Genomic DNA, 17,136 nt, shown 5'->3' on the forward strand with positions numbered 1-17,136 from the left:
AAGATGTCCGCGCCGACGGAAGACGCCCCCCTACACCCTCCATCCCCCGATTCGCGCAGGTTCCGCGAAGAATCCCCCGCGCGACACCCGCTCCCGTTGACACCCCGTCGCCTCAGTGGTGGGCTCACTGGCACATGTGACGCAAGGGGCCACAAGGGCTCCGGGGGCAGAGACAGGGGCAAGAGCCGTGCAGTTGCGGCGCAGGAAGGGCGCGGCCGCCGTCGCGGTCGCCGTGATCGCGGGCGCGCTCGGCGGCGCGCCCGGCGCCCTCGCGGACCCGGGGGCGCCCGGCGGGCCCGGCGCCCCCGTCACCCTCCCGGACGACGACGCCACGGCGGGCGCCTCCCGCCTGCCGCCCGTCTGGCCCCGCCCCCAGTCGATGACCGCCGCGGGCACCGCCGTCACGATCGGCGACGACGTGGTCCTGGTCGTCCCCCGCAGCGCCGACGGCGACCACGACCCGTACGCCGTGAAGGCCCTCCGCGACCTCCTCCACGACACCGGCGCCCGGCACGCCACCGAGGTGCGCGACGGCGACCCGCTGCCCGCGGGCGACGCCCTCGTCGTACGGGCCGGAGGCACCGGCGCCGACCGGGCGCTGCGCTCCCTGGGGGCCCGCGAGCGCGGCGACCTGCCGAGGGGCGGGTACCGACTCGCCGTGGGACGTGTCGAAGGACGGGCCACCGTCGCCCTCGACGGCACCGGCGACGACGGCCTCTTCCACGGCGTGCAGACCCTGCGTCAGCTCACCCGCACCGGCACCCCCGGTGCTTCCCGCACCGTCCCCGGCGTACGGATCCGCGACTGGCCCGGCACCGCCGTGCGCGGCCTCACCGAGGGTTTCTACGGCACGCCGTGGACCCGCGAGCAGCGCCTCGCCCAGCTCGACTTCATGGGCCGCACCAAGCAGAACCGGTACCTCTACGCCCCCGGCGACGACCCCTATCGCCAGGCCCGCTGGCGCGAGCCCTACCCCGCCGACCAGCGCGCCGACTTCCGCGCCCTGGCGAAGCGGGCCGAGGCCAACCACGTCACGCTCGCCTGGGCCGTCTCGCCGGGCCAGGCCATGTGCCTGTCGTCCGACCGGGACGTCAGGGACCTCACCCGCAAGATCGACGCGATGTGGGCGCTCGGCGTGCGCGCCTTCCAGCTCCAGTTCCAGAACGTCAGCTACAGCGAGTGGCACTGCGAGCAGGACGCCGAGACGTTCGGGTCGGGCCCGGAGGCCGCGGCGAAGGCGCAGGCCCGGGTGGCCGACGCGGTCGCCGCGCACCTGGCGGCCCGCCACCCCGGCGCCGGGCCGCTCAGCCTCATGCCTACGGAGTACTTCCAGGACGGTACGACGGAGTACCGCGCGGCTCTCTCGCGGGCCCTCGACCGCCGGATCGAGGTGGCGTGGACGGGTGTCGGCGTGGTCCCGCGCACCATCACGGGCCGCGAGCTGGCGGGCGCCCGCAAGGCGTTCGGCCCGCACCCGCTGGTCACGATGGACAACTATCCCGTCAACGACTTCGCGCAGGACCGTATTTTCCTGGGCCCCTATACGGGCCGCGAGCCCGCCGTCGCCTCCGGCTCGGCCGCCCTCCTCGGCAACGCCATGGAGCAGCCCTCCGCCTCCCGCATCCCCCTCTTCACAGCCGCCGACTACGCCTGGAACCCGCGCGCCTACCGCCCCCACGAATCCTGGCTCGCCGCCATCGACGACCTCGCGGGCGGCGACGCGAAGGCGCGGGGCGCGCTGCGGGCCCTCGCGGGCAACGACGCGTCGTCCGTGCTCGGCGCCGACGAGTCCGCGTACCTACGGCCGCTCATGGACGGCTTCTGGGCCGCCCGTGCGACGACGACTGGTGCGACTACGACTGGTGCGACGACGACTGGTGCGACGACGGACCGGGCACGCGACGAGCGCGCCGCGAAGGCACTGCGCGCCGCCTTCACCGTGATGCGGGAGGCCCCGCGGCGCCTGGCCGACAGCGAGCTCGACGGCGAAGTGCGCCCCTGGATCGAGCAACTGGCGCGCTACGGCGAGGCGGGCGAGACGGCGGTCGACCTGCTTGCCGCACAGTCCGCCGGGGACGGCGCGGCGGCCTGGCGGGGCTCGCGCGCCCTGACGAAGCTCCAGAAGGAGCTGAGGCGGAGCGGCGTCACCGTCGGCGAAGGCGTGCTCGACCCGTTCCTCGCGCGGACGCAGAAGGCGTACGCGGCCTGGGCGGGCACCGGAGAGAACCAGGCATCGTCGTCGCGCGGCGCGACGGCCCGCTTCGACCGCGCCCGCCCGCTCACCGCGGTGACGGCGCTGACCGACCCCGGCACCGAGGGCACGGTGGAGGCGCACGTTCCGGGCAAGGGCTGGCAGCGAGTGGGCGCACTGGCACGAAGCGGCTTCACCGAGCTGAACCTGCACCGCACAAAGAAGCACAAGGACCTGCGCGCCGACGCGATCCGCATCAACGCCCGGGGCGACTCCGTCCGCCACCTCGTCCCCTGGTTCGCCGACACCCCCGACGCCCGCCTGTCCCTGTCCCGCACGGAGGCCGACGCGGAGATCGGCGGAGGCCCCCTGCGGATCTCGGCGAAGCTGCGTTCGCTGCGCCCCGGCGACGTCACCGGCACGCTCCGCGCGAAGGCGCCGAGGGGCATCGAGGTGAAGGTCCCCGGCACGTCGACGTCGGTGCCGCGGGGAACGGAGGTCGACGTGCCGCTGGAGATCACGGTCCCGCCCGGCACGCGCGCGGGAACGTACGACATCCCCCTGACCTTCGGAGCCTCCGAGGACTCCGGGGCCTCCGGCGACGAGCCCCGCACCCACACCCACACCCTCTCCGTCCGCGCGTTCCCGCGTACGGCGGGCCCCGACCTGGCGCGCGGCGCGAAGGCGTCGTCGTCGGGCGACGAGACGAAGGACTTCCCCGCGTCGGCGGCGGTGGACGGCGATCCGGAGACCCGCTGGTCGTCGCCGGCCGAGGACGGCGCGTGGTGGCAGGTGGAGCTCGCGGAGCCGGTGCGGCTCGGGCAGGTCGTGCTGCGCTGGCAGGACGCGTACGCGGCGGGCTACCGCGTGCAGACCTCGGCCGACGGCAGGACCTGGCGCACGGCGGCGACCGTGCGGGACGGCAGGGGCGGCCGCGAGTCGGTCCGCATGGACGCGCGGGACACCCGCTTCATCCGCGTACAGGGTGACAGGCGGGGCACGCGTTTCGGCTACTCGCTCTGGTCCCTGGAGGCGTACGCGGTCGCCGACAAGTAGCGACCGCCACGCGTCCGCCGTACGCGCACTCCACGTACAGCACCGTACGTACGCGCATACAACAAAGGCCCGGATCGTTTGCTAGGCAGAAATGCCGTCGATCCGAGCCATCGCGTCGTCCGCGCCGAACGGCTGCAAGTACGGCAGCCAGCGCGGATCCCTATGTCCGGTCCCGATGATGCGCCACGCGAGGCCCGAGGGCGGCGCGGGCTTGTGCCGCAGCCGCCAGCCGAGCTCCATGAGGTGCCGGTCGGCCTTGACGTGGTTGCAGCGGCGGCAGGAAGCCACCACGTTGTCCCAGGCGTGCTGGCCGCCTCGGCTCTTCGGAATGACGTGGTCGACGCTGGTTGCGACGCCACCGCAGTACATGCACCGACCGCCGTCGCGGGCGAACAACGCCCGCCTCGTCAGCGGGACGGGCCCTCGGTAGGGGACCCGGACGAACCGCTTGAGGCGGACCACGCTGGGTGCGGGGACGGTGCGCGTTGCGCTGTGCATGAAGGCGCCGGATTCCTCGAGGCAGAGAGCCTTGTTCTCCAGGACGAGGACGAGCGCGCGGCGGAGCGGTACGACGCCGAGGGGCTCGTACGACGCGTTGAGGACCAGGACATGCGGCACGGATGCCTCCTATTACGCCGGCGGCGCGTGGCTCGCGCCGGGACGATCTGCTGCCAGTCTCCCCTCATGCCTGGTCGTAGCGCCAGCATGTCCCCGTAACGGCCTTGAAGTGTTTTCGACCACAGGGGGCGCGGCACCGGGACGGCGATCGGCTCTCCTGGGTACTTCCCCAGGTGAGCACCGTGGTGACCACTGTCTCTCCCCCGAACATCACAACGATCCACACACGATGCCCCGTTAGTGTGGTGAGTCTGCCCGGTTCCCCCCGTTCCGCTTCGATGGCGGTTCTTCGTTCGCCGGGCAGGCCGCGATACCTGGAGGTACCTGCCGTGTTCCTGTCCGTCCTGACGGCAGCCGGAACGGACCCGGACGACCCGCAAAAGTCCAAGCCGCCCACGCTCGAGGACGCTCAGGAGAGCGCCGGGAACGCGGCGAGCTGGGTCGAGCAGAACTGGTCCACATGGCTCGGCATCGGTCTGCGCATCGTGCTGATCGTCGCGATAGCGGTCGTCCTGCGTGTCATCGTCCGCCGCGCCATCACCAAGCTGATAGACCGCATGAACCGCACGGCGCAGGCCGTGGACGGCACCGCGCTCGGCGGGCTCCTGGTGAACGTGGAGCGCCGCCGCCAGCGTTCCCAGGCGATCGGCTCGGTCCTGCGCTCGGTGGCCTCGTTCCTGATCCTCGGCACGGCCGGGCTCATGGTCCTCGGCACCTTCGAGATCAACCTGGCACCGCTGCTCGCGTCCGCGGGTGTGGCGGGCGTCGCGATCGGTTTCGGCGCGCGCAACCTCGTGACCGACTTCCTCTCCGGTGTCTTCATGATCCTGGAGGACCAGTACGGTGTCGGCGACTCGATCGACGCGGGCGTGGCCTCGGGTGAGGTCATAGAGGTCGGCCTGCGCGTCACGAAGTTGCGCGGCGACAACGGCGAGATCTGGTACGTCCGCAACGGCGAGGTCAAGCGCATCGGCAACCTCTCCCAGGGCTGGTCCACGGCGGGCGTCGACGTGACGGTCCGCCCGGACGAGGACCTGGACAAGGTGAAGGCGACGCTGGCGGAGGTCGGCGAGGCCATCGCGAAGGACGAGCCGTGGAACGAGCGGCTGTGGGGCCCGGTGGAGATCCTGGGCCTGGACAGCGTCCTCCTCGACTCGATGGTGGTCCGCGTCTCCGCGAAGACGATGCCGGGCAAGTCCCTGGACGTGGAGCGGGAGCTGCGCTGGCGCATCAAGCGGGCGTTCGACGAGGCGGGCATCCGCATCGTGGGCGGTCTGCCGTTGGCGGTGCAGGAGGACCCGGCGGACCCCTCGGCCGGCGTCTCGGCTCCCTCCGCCTACGCCTCGGCGACGTCCCCCCAGTCCCTGGCGGCGTCCCCGATACCGCCGCCCCCGCCGAACCTGGCGAAGTAACACCTACGCGAAGGGGGCACCCGGAGAATCCTCCCGGGCGCCCCCTTCACGTATGCCTGTCATCGCCCTGTCATCGCCCTGTCATCCGAACCAACTCCCCTGCACCACCACGATCCGCTCTCCCCACGTTCCACTCCGCGTACACCGTTTTCCCGGCGGCGCACGGCTCGCACCGCCAGCGGTCGGACAGCGCGCCCACCAGGAGCAGTCCGCGCCCGAACTGGTCCTCGCCCTCCGCCGTACGCGGCTCCGGCAGGCGCTCGCCGCGCGGGTCGGTGACCTCGACGCGGAGGGCGTCGGCGCTGAGGGCGATCCGTACGCGGATGAGGCGGTCGTGGCGGCTGCCGTGGAGGAGGGCGTTGGTCATCAGCTCGGATACGACGAGGGCGGCGTCACCGGCGAGGGCGGCGTGCCCCCACTCCGTGACGAGGCGGGCGGCCCTGCGGCGGGCGAGGCCGACGCTGCGGGCCTGCGGGGTGTAGTCGAGACGGTCCTCCAGGAGTACGGCTGGCTGGGGCGCCGGGTCCGAGCGGGCTGGTTCGGCCATGGTGACGCGCACCTCCTTGTGCGGTCGGGGGCGACGGTGGCTCTGCCGTCCCTGCGGGTCCCTTGCAGGGGGCGGGACGGTGCGCTTCCGCCACATCGTGCCGCTGGGTTAGCGGCTGAGTGCTGAACGTAGCGGCTCTCGCATCGCGGGCTCAAGTGGCTCGGAGACAATTGTCCCCGAAAGAGGAAGGCTGTCGACCGGCCCGCGCCGACGAGGCGACAATGTCGCCGTGAACCGATCAGCGAACCTCGGCAACCGGGCGTCGACTGTCCTGGGGCGCAAGCTCGGCGGCGAACTTCTGCGGCTGCGCGACGCCTCCGGGAAGACCCAGCACCAGGCTGCTCAGACCATCAGCGCGACCAACTCGAAGATCGTGAAGATGGAACAGGGCTGGGTACCCATACGGGACCCGGACATCCGAGTGCTGTGCGAGTTCTACGAGGTGCGGGACCTCAAGTCTGTTGCCCGGCTCCTGGAGTTGGCACGACTCGACCGGGAGCGCCGCAAGGCCAAGGGGTGGTGGCAGCACGCGCCCCAGGCGGGGGCGATGGCCGAGTACATCGCGATGGAGGACGTCGCAACCAGAGTACGAACATGGCAACAGGCCCTCGTACCAGGGCTGCTGCAGACGCCCGAGTACACGAGGGCACTCGCCGTGAGCGAAGGTCTGTGGGAGGACCCGGACGAGATCGAGGGACTCGTCGATGTGCGCATGAAGCGGCAGGCCCGCTTGTCAGGGCCGGAGCCGCTCCAGTTCTACGCGGTGATCGGGGAGTCCGCGCTCCGACAGCAGGTAGGGGGCCCCGACGTCATGCGGGCGCAGTTGCAGCACCTGCTGACGGCGGCCCAACTCCCCAACGTCCATGTCCAGGTGCTGCCGTTCCGCGCGGGCAGTCACGCATGTATCGCGGGGTCCTTCAGCATCGTCTCCTTCGCGGAGACGGAGGCGATGGACGTCGTCCACGTCGACAGCATCGCGGCTACCGTGTGGATCGAGAACGACGCCGAGAGCGCCATGTACAGGACGTTCTTCGAACGCACGGCACGCCTGAGCCTGGCCCCGCGGGACTCACTCAGCCTGATCGAGACCATCAGCGAGGACATGCACCGATGAACAGCTTCGACTTCATGAAGTCCAGCTACAGCACGGCGAGCGGCGAGTGCGTCGAAGTAGCGGTCAATGTTCCCGGAACTGTTGCCATACGCGATTCCAAGGATCCCGACCCCGACGCACCGATACTTCGCCTGGCCCCTGCGGCCTGGGCCCTCTTCACGGTTGCCCTGCGCTGAAGCGGTTGGCGACTTCGGTGGGCCGGTGGCGTTGATGGTCACCGGGGCCGCCCGGGGTTTTGCGGAGTGTGGCGGTTCCGGGCCGGGAGTAAAGGGCGCTCCGCTGCGCTGCGCGTCGGCTGCGCCGATTCCGCTTCGCTCCACCCTTGACTCCCGCCCCTGCACCGCAGTTGGGCATTGGCCCGGACGGCCAGGGGTGAGGCGGCGGACTTCTCTGGTCGGGTCATCACCTCTCGTTGCCGGGTGCGGACCGGCCCAACGTGAGGCGTCCCCACGGTTCGGGGTGGGTCATCCGCTCTCGTTGCAGGGTGCGGACCGGTCCAACGTGGGTGGGAGTGATGGTCGGACTGCCAAAGGACTGCCCGGGCCGTCCCCTCCGGCACCTACTTCGGGAAAGTTGCGAATCGGCTGGCCGCGCGCCCCCTCGGCAGAGTGAATGCGCCCCCCGGCATGTGGGATTGCTGGCTCGGCTGCGTGAGAGCAGTGCTCTGGGCGGCGGCGTGCGGGGTGCGCGGGCGGGGCGGCGGTTGGGTCGGGCCGCCCCCTCTCCGGCACCTACTTTGGGAAAGTTGCGAACCGTCCCGGCGCGCGCCCCCCTCCCACACCCCGCACGCCCCCACCCATGCCGCTGATCTCGCGCATCCGGCGCGGCAAATTCCGCATGCCGGGGGGCGCATCCGTATCTGCTGGGGGGCGCGCGGCGAAGGCATTCGCAACTTTCCCAAAGTAGGTGCCGGAGGGCGCCCGGGGCCGGGGGCGGTGGCGCTTCGATGGCGCTTCGGTCTGCCCGGGGTGGTCACCCCGCGCACGACGTACCGACCCCACCCCCCGACCATGACCATGACGGCGACGGCGACACGCGATGGACCGGTCCGCACCCGGCCGCGAAAGCCGATGACCCGACCGGCGCACCGCGCGGCTGGCGGCGCCGCAACCGGGGCGGCGATACACGTTGGACCGGGCCGCACCCAGCAACGAAAGCCGATGACCCGCCCCGAACCCTGGGGACCACTCACGTTGGGCCGGGCCGCAGCAGGCAGCGCAAGCGGATGACCCGAGCAGCGCAGCCGCGCAGCTGGCGGCGCCGTGACCGGGGCGGTCGGCCACGTTGGACCGGGCCGCACCCGGCAGCGAGAGCGGATGACCCACCCAGCAGTCCCCGCAGCCCCCACCCCTGGCCGTCCGGGTCAATGTCCCACTGCGGTGCAGGGGCGGGAGTCAAGGGTGGAGCGCAGCGGAATCGGCGAAGCCGACGCGCAGCGCAGCGGAGCGCCCTTTACTGCCGGCCCGGAACCGCCACACTCCGCACAACCCCGGGCGGCCCCGGTGACCATCAACGCCACCGGCCCACCGAAGACGCCGCCCAACCCGCCACCCACCCCGCGCACCCCGTGCAACACCCCACCCCCACAGGTAACGACTTGGTTGCCGGGGCGGTGTCCGCTATTGACGCCTCATTCACGCCAGCCGTACGGTCCTCACCAATTGGAAAGTTTCCTAACAGTTAGCGGCGACCGTTACCGTACGGGCGGCTGAGAGGCAGGTGTCGTGATGGCGACAGGCAGCATCCCGGGCGGCGCTCCGGGCACCCCCCGCGTCCTGCGTGCCATGAACGACCGGGCCGTTCTTGATCTCCTCGTCGTACACGGACCCCTCACCCGCACCCGCATCGGCGAGCTCACCGGGCTCTCCAAGCCGACCACCTCGCAGCTTCTCGGCCGCCTCGAAGCCGCCGGGCTCGTCCACACCACCGGCAGCCTCAGCGGTCGGCCCGGGCCCAACGCTCAGCTGTACGAGATCGACCCGGGCGCGGGACACGTCGCCGCCCTCTCCGCCGATCCCACGGGAATCACCGCTCTCGTCGCCGACATCACCGGCACCGTGCTCGGCAGGGAGCGCGTGGAGGCAGACGCCGTCGCCGAGGACGTGCGCCACCGCACCGCCCAGCTCGTCACCGAGGCCGTCGACGGTGCCCTGCGTCAGGCGGGGCTCGGGCACGAGGACCTGCGGGCCGCCGTCATCGGCACCCCGGGCGCCATCGACCCGCACACCGGCCAACTGCGCTACGCCCCGCACCTGCCGGGCTGGCACTCACGGACGCTGCGCGACGACCTCGCCGCCGTCCTCGGCACACCCGTCGACATCGAGAACGACGTCAATCTGGCAGCCGTCGCCGAGCAGTACGAAGGCGCCGCCCAGGACCACGACAACTACGTGCTGACCTGGCTCGACGACGGCGTGGGCGCAGCCATCGTGCTGGGCGGCACCCTGCTGCGCGGCGCGACCGGCGGCGCGGGCGAGATCGGGTACATGCCGCTCCCCGGCGCCCCGCTGGCGCACGGCGGCCCGGAGGCGACGCGCGGCCCGGACGGCGGAGGCGGATTCCAGAGCCTCGTCTCCGCGCCGGTCGTCCGCGAGCTCGCCGGTCCCGCGGGGACGCTGGACGCCGCCTTCGCCGACGACGCCGTCCTCGGCGAGGTGGCCCGCCGCCTCGCCACCGGCATCGCCGCCGTCGTCGCCGTCGTCGACCCCGAACTCGTCGTACTGTCCGGCGCCGTCGCCCAGGCGGGCGGCGACAAGCTGCGGCTGCGCGTCGAGGAGGAGCTGACCGGGCTCGCCCTGCCCCGCCCGCAGGTCCGCATCAGCGAGCTCGACGGCGACCCGATCCTCACCGGCGCACTCCGCCAGGCCCTCACCCAGGCCCGCGACCAGGTCTTCGATACCGCCTGACCTCGCCCCGCCCGACCACATCCCCGACTCCCCAGCCACCTCCCCCGTAAAGGAAGTCCGCCATGCCGCGATGGCGCATGCCCATCTGCGCGTCCGCGACGCTCGCCGCAGCCGGTCTGCTGCTCTCCGGCTGCGCCAACCCGAGCGTCGGCAGCGCGAACGACGATCCGACGAAGCCGGTCACCATCAAGTTCTGGCACGGCTGGGCCACGCCCGGCGAGGTCAAGGCCGTCAACGACAGCATCGACCGGTTCGAGAAGCTGCACCCGAACATCCACGTCAAGGCCACCGGGAACGTCTCCGACGAGACCATCAACCAGGCGTTGCGGGCGGGCGGCGACAAGGCGCCGGACGTGGTGTCCTCGTTCACCACCAACAACGTGGGCCAGTACTGCGACTCCGGGATGTGGGCGGACCTCGATCCGTTCATGAAGAAGACCGGCCTCGACAAGCACAAGACGTTCCCCAAGACACTCCTCGACTACACGAGCTACCACGGCAGCCAGTGCGCGCTGCCGCTGCTCGCGGACGCCTTCGGGATGTACTACAACAAGGACGCCTTCGACGAGGCGGGCATCGAGCGGCCGCCGCGCACGATGTCCGAGTTCGAGGAGGTCGCGAAGAAGCTGACCGTGCGGAGCGGCAAGAGGTCGTACAAACGGGTCGGGTTCATGCCCAACTTCCGCTTCTACCAGAACAGCCCTGACCGGCTCTTCGCCCAGTGGGGGCCGGGGTACTTCGACGCGGACGGCGACTCGCGGCTCGCCGATGAGCCTTCGACTTACAAGTTCTTCAAGGCCGCCGGACAGCTCGCGGATGCGCAGGGTGGGTTCGACGATCTCGAGCGGTTCCGGATGACGTTCGGGGACGAGATGTCCAGCCAGAACGCCTTCCTGACCCAGAAGGTCGCCATGCACCTGGACGGCGAGTGGCGCGGGCTGATGCTGAACGAGGCGAAGGCCAAGTTCAACTGGGACGTGGCGCCGCTGCCCGTCCCCGACGACCAGGCCGAGACGTACGGGCGCGGTTTCATCACCGGCACCGTCGCCGGCATCGCGCACAGCAGCAAGCACCAGAACGCCGCCTGGGAGCTGGTGCGGTTCCTGACCGCGGACACGAAGCAGGTCGTGAACTTCGCGAACGCCATCCACAACGTGCCCTCCACGTACGCGGCGCTCAAGTCGCCCGACCTGGACGCCGATCCGACCTTCCGGACGTTCTTCGACATCCTGGAGAACAAGCACAGCAAGGCCCTGCCGCCCTCCGTCAACGGCGGTGCCTACGTCGTCGCGCTGATGGACTTCGCGTACGGCGTCGAGGCCGGGCGCGTCTCCGACCTGCGCAAGGGGCTGAAGAAGCTCGACGAGCAGATCGACGCCGACACCCTCCAGTCGAAGAGCTGAAGAGCTGAAGAGTTGAAGAGCTGAGGACTCTGACCCATGGCATTGAACCTGTCCAACCCCGCGCGCCGCCGACTGCGCACGCTCGGGTTCCTGTCCCCCTGGCTGGTCGGCTTCAGCGTCTTCTTCGCGTACCCGCTGATCGCCACCGTCTACTTCTCCTTCATGCACTACAACCAGATCAAGGAGCCCACCTTCGTGGGCCTCAGGAACTGGACGTACGTGTTCGAGCAGATGCCCCTGTTCGGGCCCGCCCTGCGGAACACCCTCTGGCTCGTCGTGATCATGGTGGCGGTGCGGGTGGTCTTCGGGCTCTCGCTCGGGCTGCTGATCACGAAGATCAAGACGGGGGCGGGGTTCTTCCGCACCGCCTTCTACATCCCGTACCTCGCGCCGCCCGTGGCCGCCACCGTCGCCTTCGTCTTCCTGCTCAACCCGGGCTCGGGGCCGGTGAACGAGATCCTCGGGGCGGTCGGGATATCCGGACCCAACTGGTTCAACGATCCGGACACCGCCAAGCCCTCGCTCGTGCTGCTCTCCCTGTGGGGCATCGGCGACCTGATGGTGATCTTCATGGCCGCGCTGCTCGACGTACCGAAGGAGCAGTACGAGGCCGCCGAGCTGGACGGTGCGGGCGCGTTCGCCAAGTTCCGCTACGTGACGTGGCCGTCGATCACGCCGATCGTGATGTTCGCGGTGGTCACGGGCGTCGTACAGACCATGCAGTACTACACGCAGGCCCTGGTCGCGGGGAAGGTCGCCTCCGGCGTCAACATCGGGCCCGGGTCCGTCATCCAGCCAGGATACCCCGACCACTCGACCCTCACAGTGCCCCAGCTCGTCTACCAGATGGGCTTCCAGAACTTCAACACCGGCGCCGCGTGCGTGCTCTCGCTCGTGCTCTTCGCCATCGCCATGGCCGTGACGATGCTCCTGATGCGCAAGCGCTCCGGGCTGCTCTCGGCGGAGGACTGAGGACTTCGATGACTTCCACGACTCTCAGCGCGCCCGCGTCGCCGTCGACGCCCGAACGGACCTCCCCGAACCGGGGGCCCGCCGCCGCCCGCGCCCGCCGCAAGCGGATCCTGCACTGGATCGCCGTGCACAGCGTCGCGATAGCCGTCGCGCTGCTGTTCGTCCTGCCGTTCGTCTTCGTCTTCCTGACGTCGGTGATGAGCGACTCGCAGGCCATGAGCGGTGACCTGTGGCCCGACTCCTGGCACTGGTCCAACTACAAGGCCGTGTTCGAGACGCCGGGCTTCCTCGACTGGTGGCGCAACTCGCTCATGTACGCGGGGCTCGGCACCCTCTTCACGGTCTGCTCGGCGATCCCCGTGGCGTACGCGCTCGCCAAGTTCCGTTTCCGGGGCCGGCGCACCGCGATGCTGCTCGTCATCTCGACGATGATGCTGCCGCCGCAGGTGATCGTGATCCCCATGTACTTGGTGTGGGCCCAGCAGTTTCATTTGTCCGGCACCCTGTGGCCGCTGATCATTCCGATGGCTTTCGGTGACGCGTACTCGATCTTTCTCCTCCGGCAGTTCCTCCTCACCATTCCCAAGGAGTACATCGAGTCGGCGAAGGTCGACGGGTGCGGGGAGTTCCGCACCATGGTGAAGATCGTGGTGCCGATGGCCAAGCCCGGCATCGCCGCCATCGCGCTCTTCCAGTTCTTCTACTGCTGGAACGACTACTTCGGCCCGCAGATCTACGCGGCACAGAACCCCGGCGCGTGGACGCTGAGTTACGGCCTGGAGTCGTTCAAGAGCGCGCACGCCGTCAACTGGAACATGACCATGGCCGCGACGCTGCTCGTCATGGCCCCCGTCATCATCGTTTTCTTCTTCGCACAAAAGGCCTTCGTCGAAGGCGTCACCCTCACCGGAGTAAAGGGCTGAGAACCGATATGAAGCTCGCAGTGGTCGGCGGAGGGTCGACCTACACACCCGAACTCATCGACGGATTCGCGCGGTTGAGGGACAGCCTGCCGATCGAGGAGCTCGTCCTCGTGGACCCGGCGGCCGACCGTCTGGAGCTGGTGGGCGGCCTCGCGCGGCGCATCTTCGCCAAGCAGGGCCACCCCGGCCGCATCGTCACCACGTCCGACGTCGCCGCGGGCGTCGCGGACGCCGACGCCGTGCTGCTCCAGCTGCGCGTCGGCGGCCAGGCCGCCCGCAACCAGGACGAGACGTGGCCGCTCGAGTGCGGCTGCGTCGGCCAGGAGACCACCGGCGCCGGTGGTCTCGCGAAGGCGCTGCGCACCGTCCCCGTCGTCCTCGACATCGCCGAGCGCGTGCGCCGCACCAACCCCAACGCGTGGATCATCGACTTCACCAACCCCGTGGGCATCGTCACGCGGGCCCTGCTCCAGGCCGGACACAAGGCCGTCGGCCTCTGCAACGTCGCGATCGGCTTCCAGCGGAAGTTCGCGAAGCTCCTCGACGTCGCGCCGGGCGAGGTGCACCTGGACCACGTGGGCCTCAACCACCTGACGTGGGAGACGGGCGTACGTCTCGGAGGTCCCCAGGGTGACGACATCCTGCCCAGGCTGCTCGCCGAGCACGGGGACGCCGTCGCCGAGGACCTGCGCATGCCGCGAGCGATCGTCGACCGGCTCGGCGTCGTCCCCTCGTACTACCTGCGCTACTACTACCAGCACGACGCCGTCGTCGAGGAACTGCGCACCAAGCCGTCGCGCGCCGCCGAGGTCGCCGAGATGGAGAAGCAGCTCCTGGAGATGTACGGCGACCCGGCGCTCGACGAGAAGCCGGAGCTGCTCGCCAAGCGCGGCGGCGCCTTCTATTCGGAGGCGGCCGTCGACCTCGCCGCGTCGCTGCTCGGCAACGGCGGCAGCCCGTACCAGGTGGTCAACACCGTCAACAACGGCACGCTGCCGTTCCTGCCCGACGACGCGGTCATCGAGGTGCAGGCCTCGGTGGACGGCTCGGGGGCGAAGCCGCTGCCCGTGCCGCAGCTCGACCCGCTGTACGCCGGGCTCATCGCGAACGTCACGGGCTACGAGGACCTGGCACTCCGGGCGGCCGTGCACGGCGGCCGCGAGCGGGTCTTCAAGGCGCTGCTCGCCCACCCGCTGATCGGGCAGTACGCGTACGCGGAGCAGCTCACCGACAGCCTGATCGCACACAACCGGGAGCACCTGGCGTGGGCGTAGGCACGAGCGTGCTCGCGATCGACGCGGGCAACAGCAAGACCGACGTCGCGGTGGTCGCGGCCGACGGGCGGATCGTCGGCACGGCCCGCGGCGGCGGGTTCCAACCGCCGCGGGTCGGCGTCGAGACCGCGGTGGACGTCCTGGCGGAGGCGGTGACGCGGGCCCTCGCGGAGGCGGGCACCGACTCCGTCGGGCATGTGTCCGCCTGCCTCGCCAACGCCGACCTGCCCGTGGAGGAGCGGGAGTTGGCGGACGCCCTGCACCGGCGCGCGTGGGGCCCCTCGGTCGACGTGCGCAACGACACCTTCGCCATCCTGCGCGCCGGGCTGCGGGAGGACGCCGAGCCGCGCGGGGTCGCCGTGGTGTGCGGCGCGGGCATCAACTGCGTCGGCATGCTCCCGGACGGACGCACCGCCCGCTTCCCCGCCATCGGCCGGATCTCCGGCGACTGGGGCGGGGGCGGCCACCTCGCCGAGGAGGCGCTGTGGTTCGCGGCGCGTGCCGAGGACGGCCGGGGCGAGCCGACCGCGCTGCGCGAGACGCTGCCCGCGCACTTCGGTCTGGAGTCCATGTACGCGCTGATCGAGGCACTGCACCTGGCCCGCATCGCCCCGGCGCGGCGGCACGAGCTGACGCCCGTCCTGTTCGCCACCGCGGCCGCCGGCGACGCCGTGGCCCGCTCCGTGGTGGACCGGATGGCCGAGGAGGTCGTCGCCATGGCGACGGTGGCCCTCGACCGGCTCGGCCTGCTCGACGAGGAGGCCCCGGTACTGCTCGGCGGCAGCGTCCTCGCCGCGCGCCACCCGCAACTGGACGACGGCGTACGGACGTTGCTGGCCGAGCGGGCGCCCAAGGCGGTGCCGCAGGTCGTCGTCGCACGTCCCGTACTCGGCGCGGCGCTCCTCGGCCTCGACCAGGTCGCGGCGCCGGCCGAGGTGTACGCGCGCGTGCGGACCCATTACGAGGACGGCGCGCGCGGCGAATAACGTGCTTCCCGCCCGCGCCGTGCGCGCGGGCGGGAACCGAACACCCCCCAATCTCGTGTTCCACAGCAGGGATACGCACAAGATCGAGTCAAGACCTGTGCGGATGTCGGTCCCTGCGGCAATACTTGCGGCCGTGCACTTCCCGCTCCGCGCGCGCCGGGCGGAGACCAGCGTCCGATGACCGAGGGGGAGGTCGAGGCAAGGTGACACATCCGCCGAACGGCGGCGCGGTGCCGTCGGGCCCGCCCGCGCAGGCACCGGCAGTGCCCGCGCAGGCACCCGCCGTGCCCGCGCGGGCTCCGGAGCGGCCCGCGCCGACGCTGCCGACCGTGCCGCCCCAGACGCCGGGCGCCCCGGCCGCGCCGCCCCCCGCCCCGCGCCGCACCGCCTGGTCCGAGGGCGTCGACAGGCTGCGGGCCGCGGCGACCACGGAGCCGGGCAGGCTGCGCATCATCGGCGCGATCCTCGCACTGCTCGTCGTCGCGTTCGGCGCGGTCACCACCTGGCAGATGACGGAGCGCTCGGCCGCCGCGGACGACGTGCTGGGCCGCAGCCAGCCGCTGAGCGCCGACGCCGCCGCCATCTACCGCTCGCTGGCCGACGCCAACACCGCGGCGTCCAGCGGGTTCCTCGCGGGCGGCCAGGAACCGGCCGCCGTGCGCGCGCGGTACGAGAAGGACATCGAGCGGGCCTCGGAGAAGCTGGCGACCGCCGCGTCGAACGCGGGCGCCGACTCGTCGTCGGCGACGGCGGTGGGCAAACTGAACAGGCTGCTGCCCGAGTACACGGGCCTGATCGAGCGTGCCCGCGCCAACAACCGACAGGGCCTGCCGCTGGGCGGCGCCTATCTGCGGTACGCGAACGACAAGATGCAGACGCAGATGCTCCCGGCCGCCGAGAAGCTCTACAAGGCGGAGAACGAACGTCTCAGCGACGACTACGGCAACGCGAAGCCGTACCCCTGGTTCGCGATCGCCCTCGGCGTCCTCGCCCTTGCCGCGCTCGGCTGGGCGCAGCACCGCAACTACCGCCGTACGAACCGGGTGTTCAACCACGGTCTGCTCGCCGCGACCGCGGCCGCCACGGTCGTGCTGCTCTGGCTCGTCGTCGGCCACACGTTCGCGCGCTCGGGGCTCAACGACTCGTACGACAACGGGGTGCGTTCCCTGAACGTCCTCAACGACGCCCGGATCAGCTCCCTGAAGGCGCGCGGCAACGAGAACCTGACCCTGGTCAGCCGCGGCGCCGAGACCACCGAGGTGGCAGGCAAGTCGGAGGACAAGTTCGACGTGGCCTACCGCGCGCAGATGAAGCAGCTGGGCGGCGCCGACAGCGGACTGCTCGGCAGGGCCGCCGACCTCGCCGACGACTCGGAGGGCGGGAATCCGGTCGCCGAGGCCGCGAAGAACGTGGGGGTCTGGAAGGACCGCCACCAGGTGGCCCGCTCCAGCGACGACTCCGGTGACTACCAAGGGGCGCTCGACAAGGTCATCGGCGCCAAGGACGACGAGCCGACCGGCGAGTGCTTCGACAACGTGGACGCGGCCCTCGACCGGGCCCTGGCACACGAACAGCGCGAGTTCCAGCAGGCGGCGAAGGACGGCAGGGGCGCCATGAGCGGCCTCGCCGTCGGCGCCGCGGTCCTCGCGGTCCTCGCCGCGGCGGGCGCCGTCCTCGGCATCGGCCGCAGGCTTTCGGAGTACCGGTGACGGGGCCGGGACCGGTGACGGGTTC

At 71.2% G+C, this 17,136-nt stretch carries 13 protein-coding genes; 11 read left to right on the forward strand and 2 right to left on the reverse strand.

Translation table 11 applies throughout. From position 1 onward, the window contains the following. Positions 1-187 precede the first annotated feature (187 nt). Entirely contained in the window at positions 188-3,247 is a 3,060-nt protein-coding gene (locus NOO62_RS14215) for a beta-N-acetylglucosaminidase domain-containing protein (RefSeq protein ID WP_268771261.1), read from the forward strand. A gap of 81 nt (positions 3,248-3,328) precedes the next feature. Here NOO62_RS14215 and NOO62_RS14220 read toward each other — a convergent pair whose 3' ends face one another. Further along, the gene (locus tag NOO62_RS14220; RefSeq protein ID WP_150184145.1) at positions 3,329-3,865 is read right to left on the reverse strand and encodes an HNH endonuclease; all 537 of its coding nucleotides are present in this window, start codon (positions 3,863-3,865) and stop codon (positions 3,329-3,331) included. A gap of 278 nt (positions 3,866-4,143) precedes the next feature. On the opposite strand from NOO62_RS14220, the gene NOO62_RS14225 reads away from it, so the two are divergent. After that, entirely contained in the window at positions 4,144-5,277 is a 1,134-nt protein-coding gene (locus NOO62_RS14225) for a mechanosensitive ion channel family protein (RefSeq protein ID WP_268771262.1), read from the forward strand. Positions 5,278-5,347: 70 nt separating this feature from the next. Here the strand turns inward: NOO62_RS14225 and NOO62_RS14230 are convergent, their stop codons facing one another. Continuing rightward, a complete protein-coding gene (locus tag NOO62_RS14230; RefSeq protein WP_268771263.1) occupies positions 5,348-5,824 on the reverse strand; it encodes an ATP-binding protein in 477 nt (158 codons plus the stop codon). 229 nt (positions 5,825-6,053) lie between these two features. Between NOO62_RS14230 and NOO62_RS14235 the strand changes: the two genes are divergently transcribed. From NOO62_RS14235 to NOO62_RS14275, 9 genes are all read left to right on the forward strand, one after another. Then, positions 6,054-6,938, forward strand: a complete 885-nt coding sequence (locus NOO62_RS14235; RefSeq protein ID WP_268771264.1) for a helix-turn-helix domain-containing protein — start codon at positions 6,054-6,056, stop codon at positions 6,936-6,938. Then, positions 6,935-7,114, forward strand: a complete 180-nt coding sequence (locus NOO62_RS14240; RefSeq protein WP_268771265.1) for a DUF397 domain-containing protein — start codon at positions 6,935-6,937, stop codon at positions 7,112-7,114. The genes NOO62_RS14235 and NOO62_RS14240 overlap by 4 nt, the downstream gene beginning before the upstream one ends. A 1,551-nt stretch (positions 7,115-8,665) precedes the next feature. Further along, positions 8,666-9,844, forward strand: a complete 1,179-nt coding sequence (locus NOO62_RS14245) for an ROK family transcriptional regulator (RefSeq protein ID WP_268771266.1) — start codon at positions 8,666-8,668, stop codon at positions 9,842-9,844. A gap of 62 nt (positions 9,845-9,906) precedes the next feature. Further along, the gene (locus NOO62_RS14250) at positions 9,907-11,247 is read left to right on the forward strand and encodes an ABC transporter substrate-binding protein (protein WP_268771267.1); all 1,341 of its coding nucleotides are present in this window, start codon (positions 9,907-9,909) and stop codon (positions 11,245-11,247) included. 36 nt (positions 11,248-11,283) lie between these two features. After that, complete coding sequence (locus tag NOO62_RS14255; protein WP_268771268.1) at positions 11,284-12,219, forward strand: carbohydrate ABC transporter permease; 936 nt, start codon at positions 11,284-11,286, stop codon at positions 12,217-12,219. Between the two features lie 8 nt (positions 12,220-12,227). After that, positions 12,228-13,142 carry a carbohydrate ABC transporter permease gene (locus NOO62_RS14260; RefSeq protein ID WP_268771269.1) on the forward strand — a complete coding sequence of 305 codons (915 nt, stop codon included), beginning with the start codon at positions 12,228-12,230 and terminating at the stop codon, positions 13,140-13,142. A gap of 8 nt (positions 13,143-13,150) precedes the next feature. After that, a complete protein-coding gene (locus tag NOO62_RS14265) occupies positions 13,151-14,416 on the forward strand; it encodes a 6-phospho-beta-glucosidase (protein ID WP_268771270.1) in 1,266 nt (421 codons plus the stop codon). Further along, positions 14,407-15,402 carry an N-acetylglucosamine kinase gene (locus NOO62_RS14270; protein WP_268771271.1) on the forward strand — a complete coding sequence of 332 codons (996 nt, stop codon included), beginning with the start codon at positions 14,407-14,409 and terminating at the stop codon, positions 15,400-15,402. Before NOO62_RS14265 ends, NOO62_RS14270 begins: the two co-directional genes overlap by 10 nt. A 203-nt stretch (positions 15,403-15,605) precedes the next feature. After that, entirely contained in the window at positions 15,606-17,111 is a 1,506-nt protein-coding gene (locus tag NOO62_RS14275; RefSeq protein WP_414930820.1) for a hypothetical protein, read from the forward strand. Positions 17,112-17,136 lie beyond the last annotated feature (25 nt).

The sequence above is a fragment of the Streptomyces sp. Je 1-369 genome (assembly GCF_026810505.1).
GTDB lineage: Bacteria > Actinomycetota > Actinomycetes > Streptomycetales > Streptomycetaceae > Streptomyces.

Coding starts and splice junctions, on each gene's coding strand:
- NOO62_RS14250 (WP_268771267.1), top strand. CDS start 9,907: ATGCCGCGATGGCGCATGCCCATCTGCGCGTCCGCGACGCTCGCCGCA.
- NOO62_RS14230 (WP_268771263.1), bottom strand. CDS start 5,824: ATGGCCGAACCAGCCCGCTCGGACCCGGCGCCCCAGCCAGCCGTACTC.
- NOO62_RS14260 (WP_268771269.1), top strand. CDS start 12,228: ATGACTTCCACGACTCTCAGCGCGCCCGCGTCGCCGTCGACGCCCGAA.
- NOO62_RS14265 (WP_268771270.1), top strand. CDS start 13,151: ATGAAGCTCGCAGTGGTCGGCGGAGGGTCGACCTACACACCCGAACTC.
- NOO62_RS14255 (WP_268771268.1), top strand. CDS start 11,284: ATGGCATTGAACCTGTCCAACCCCGCGCGCCGCCGACTGCGCACGCTC.
- NOO62_RS14245 (WP_268771266.1), top strand. CDS start 8,666: ATGGCGACAGGCAGCATCCCGGGCGGCGCTCCGGGCACCCCCCGCGTC.
- NOO62_RS14225 (WP_268771262.1), top strand. CDS start 4,144: ATGGCGGTTCTTCGTTCGCCGGGCAGGCCGCGATACCTGGAGGTACCT.
- NOO62_RS14240 (WP_268771265.1), top strand. CDS start 6,935: ATGAACAGCTTCGACTTCATGAAGTCCAGCTACAGCACGGCGAGCGGC.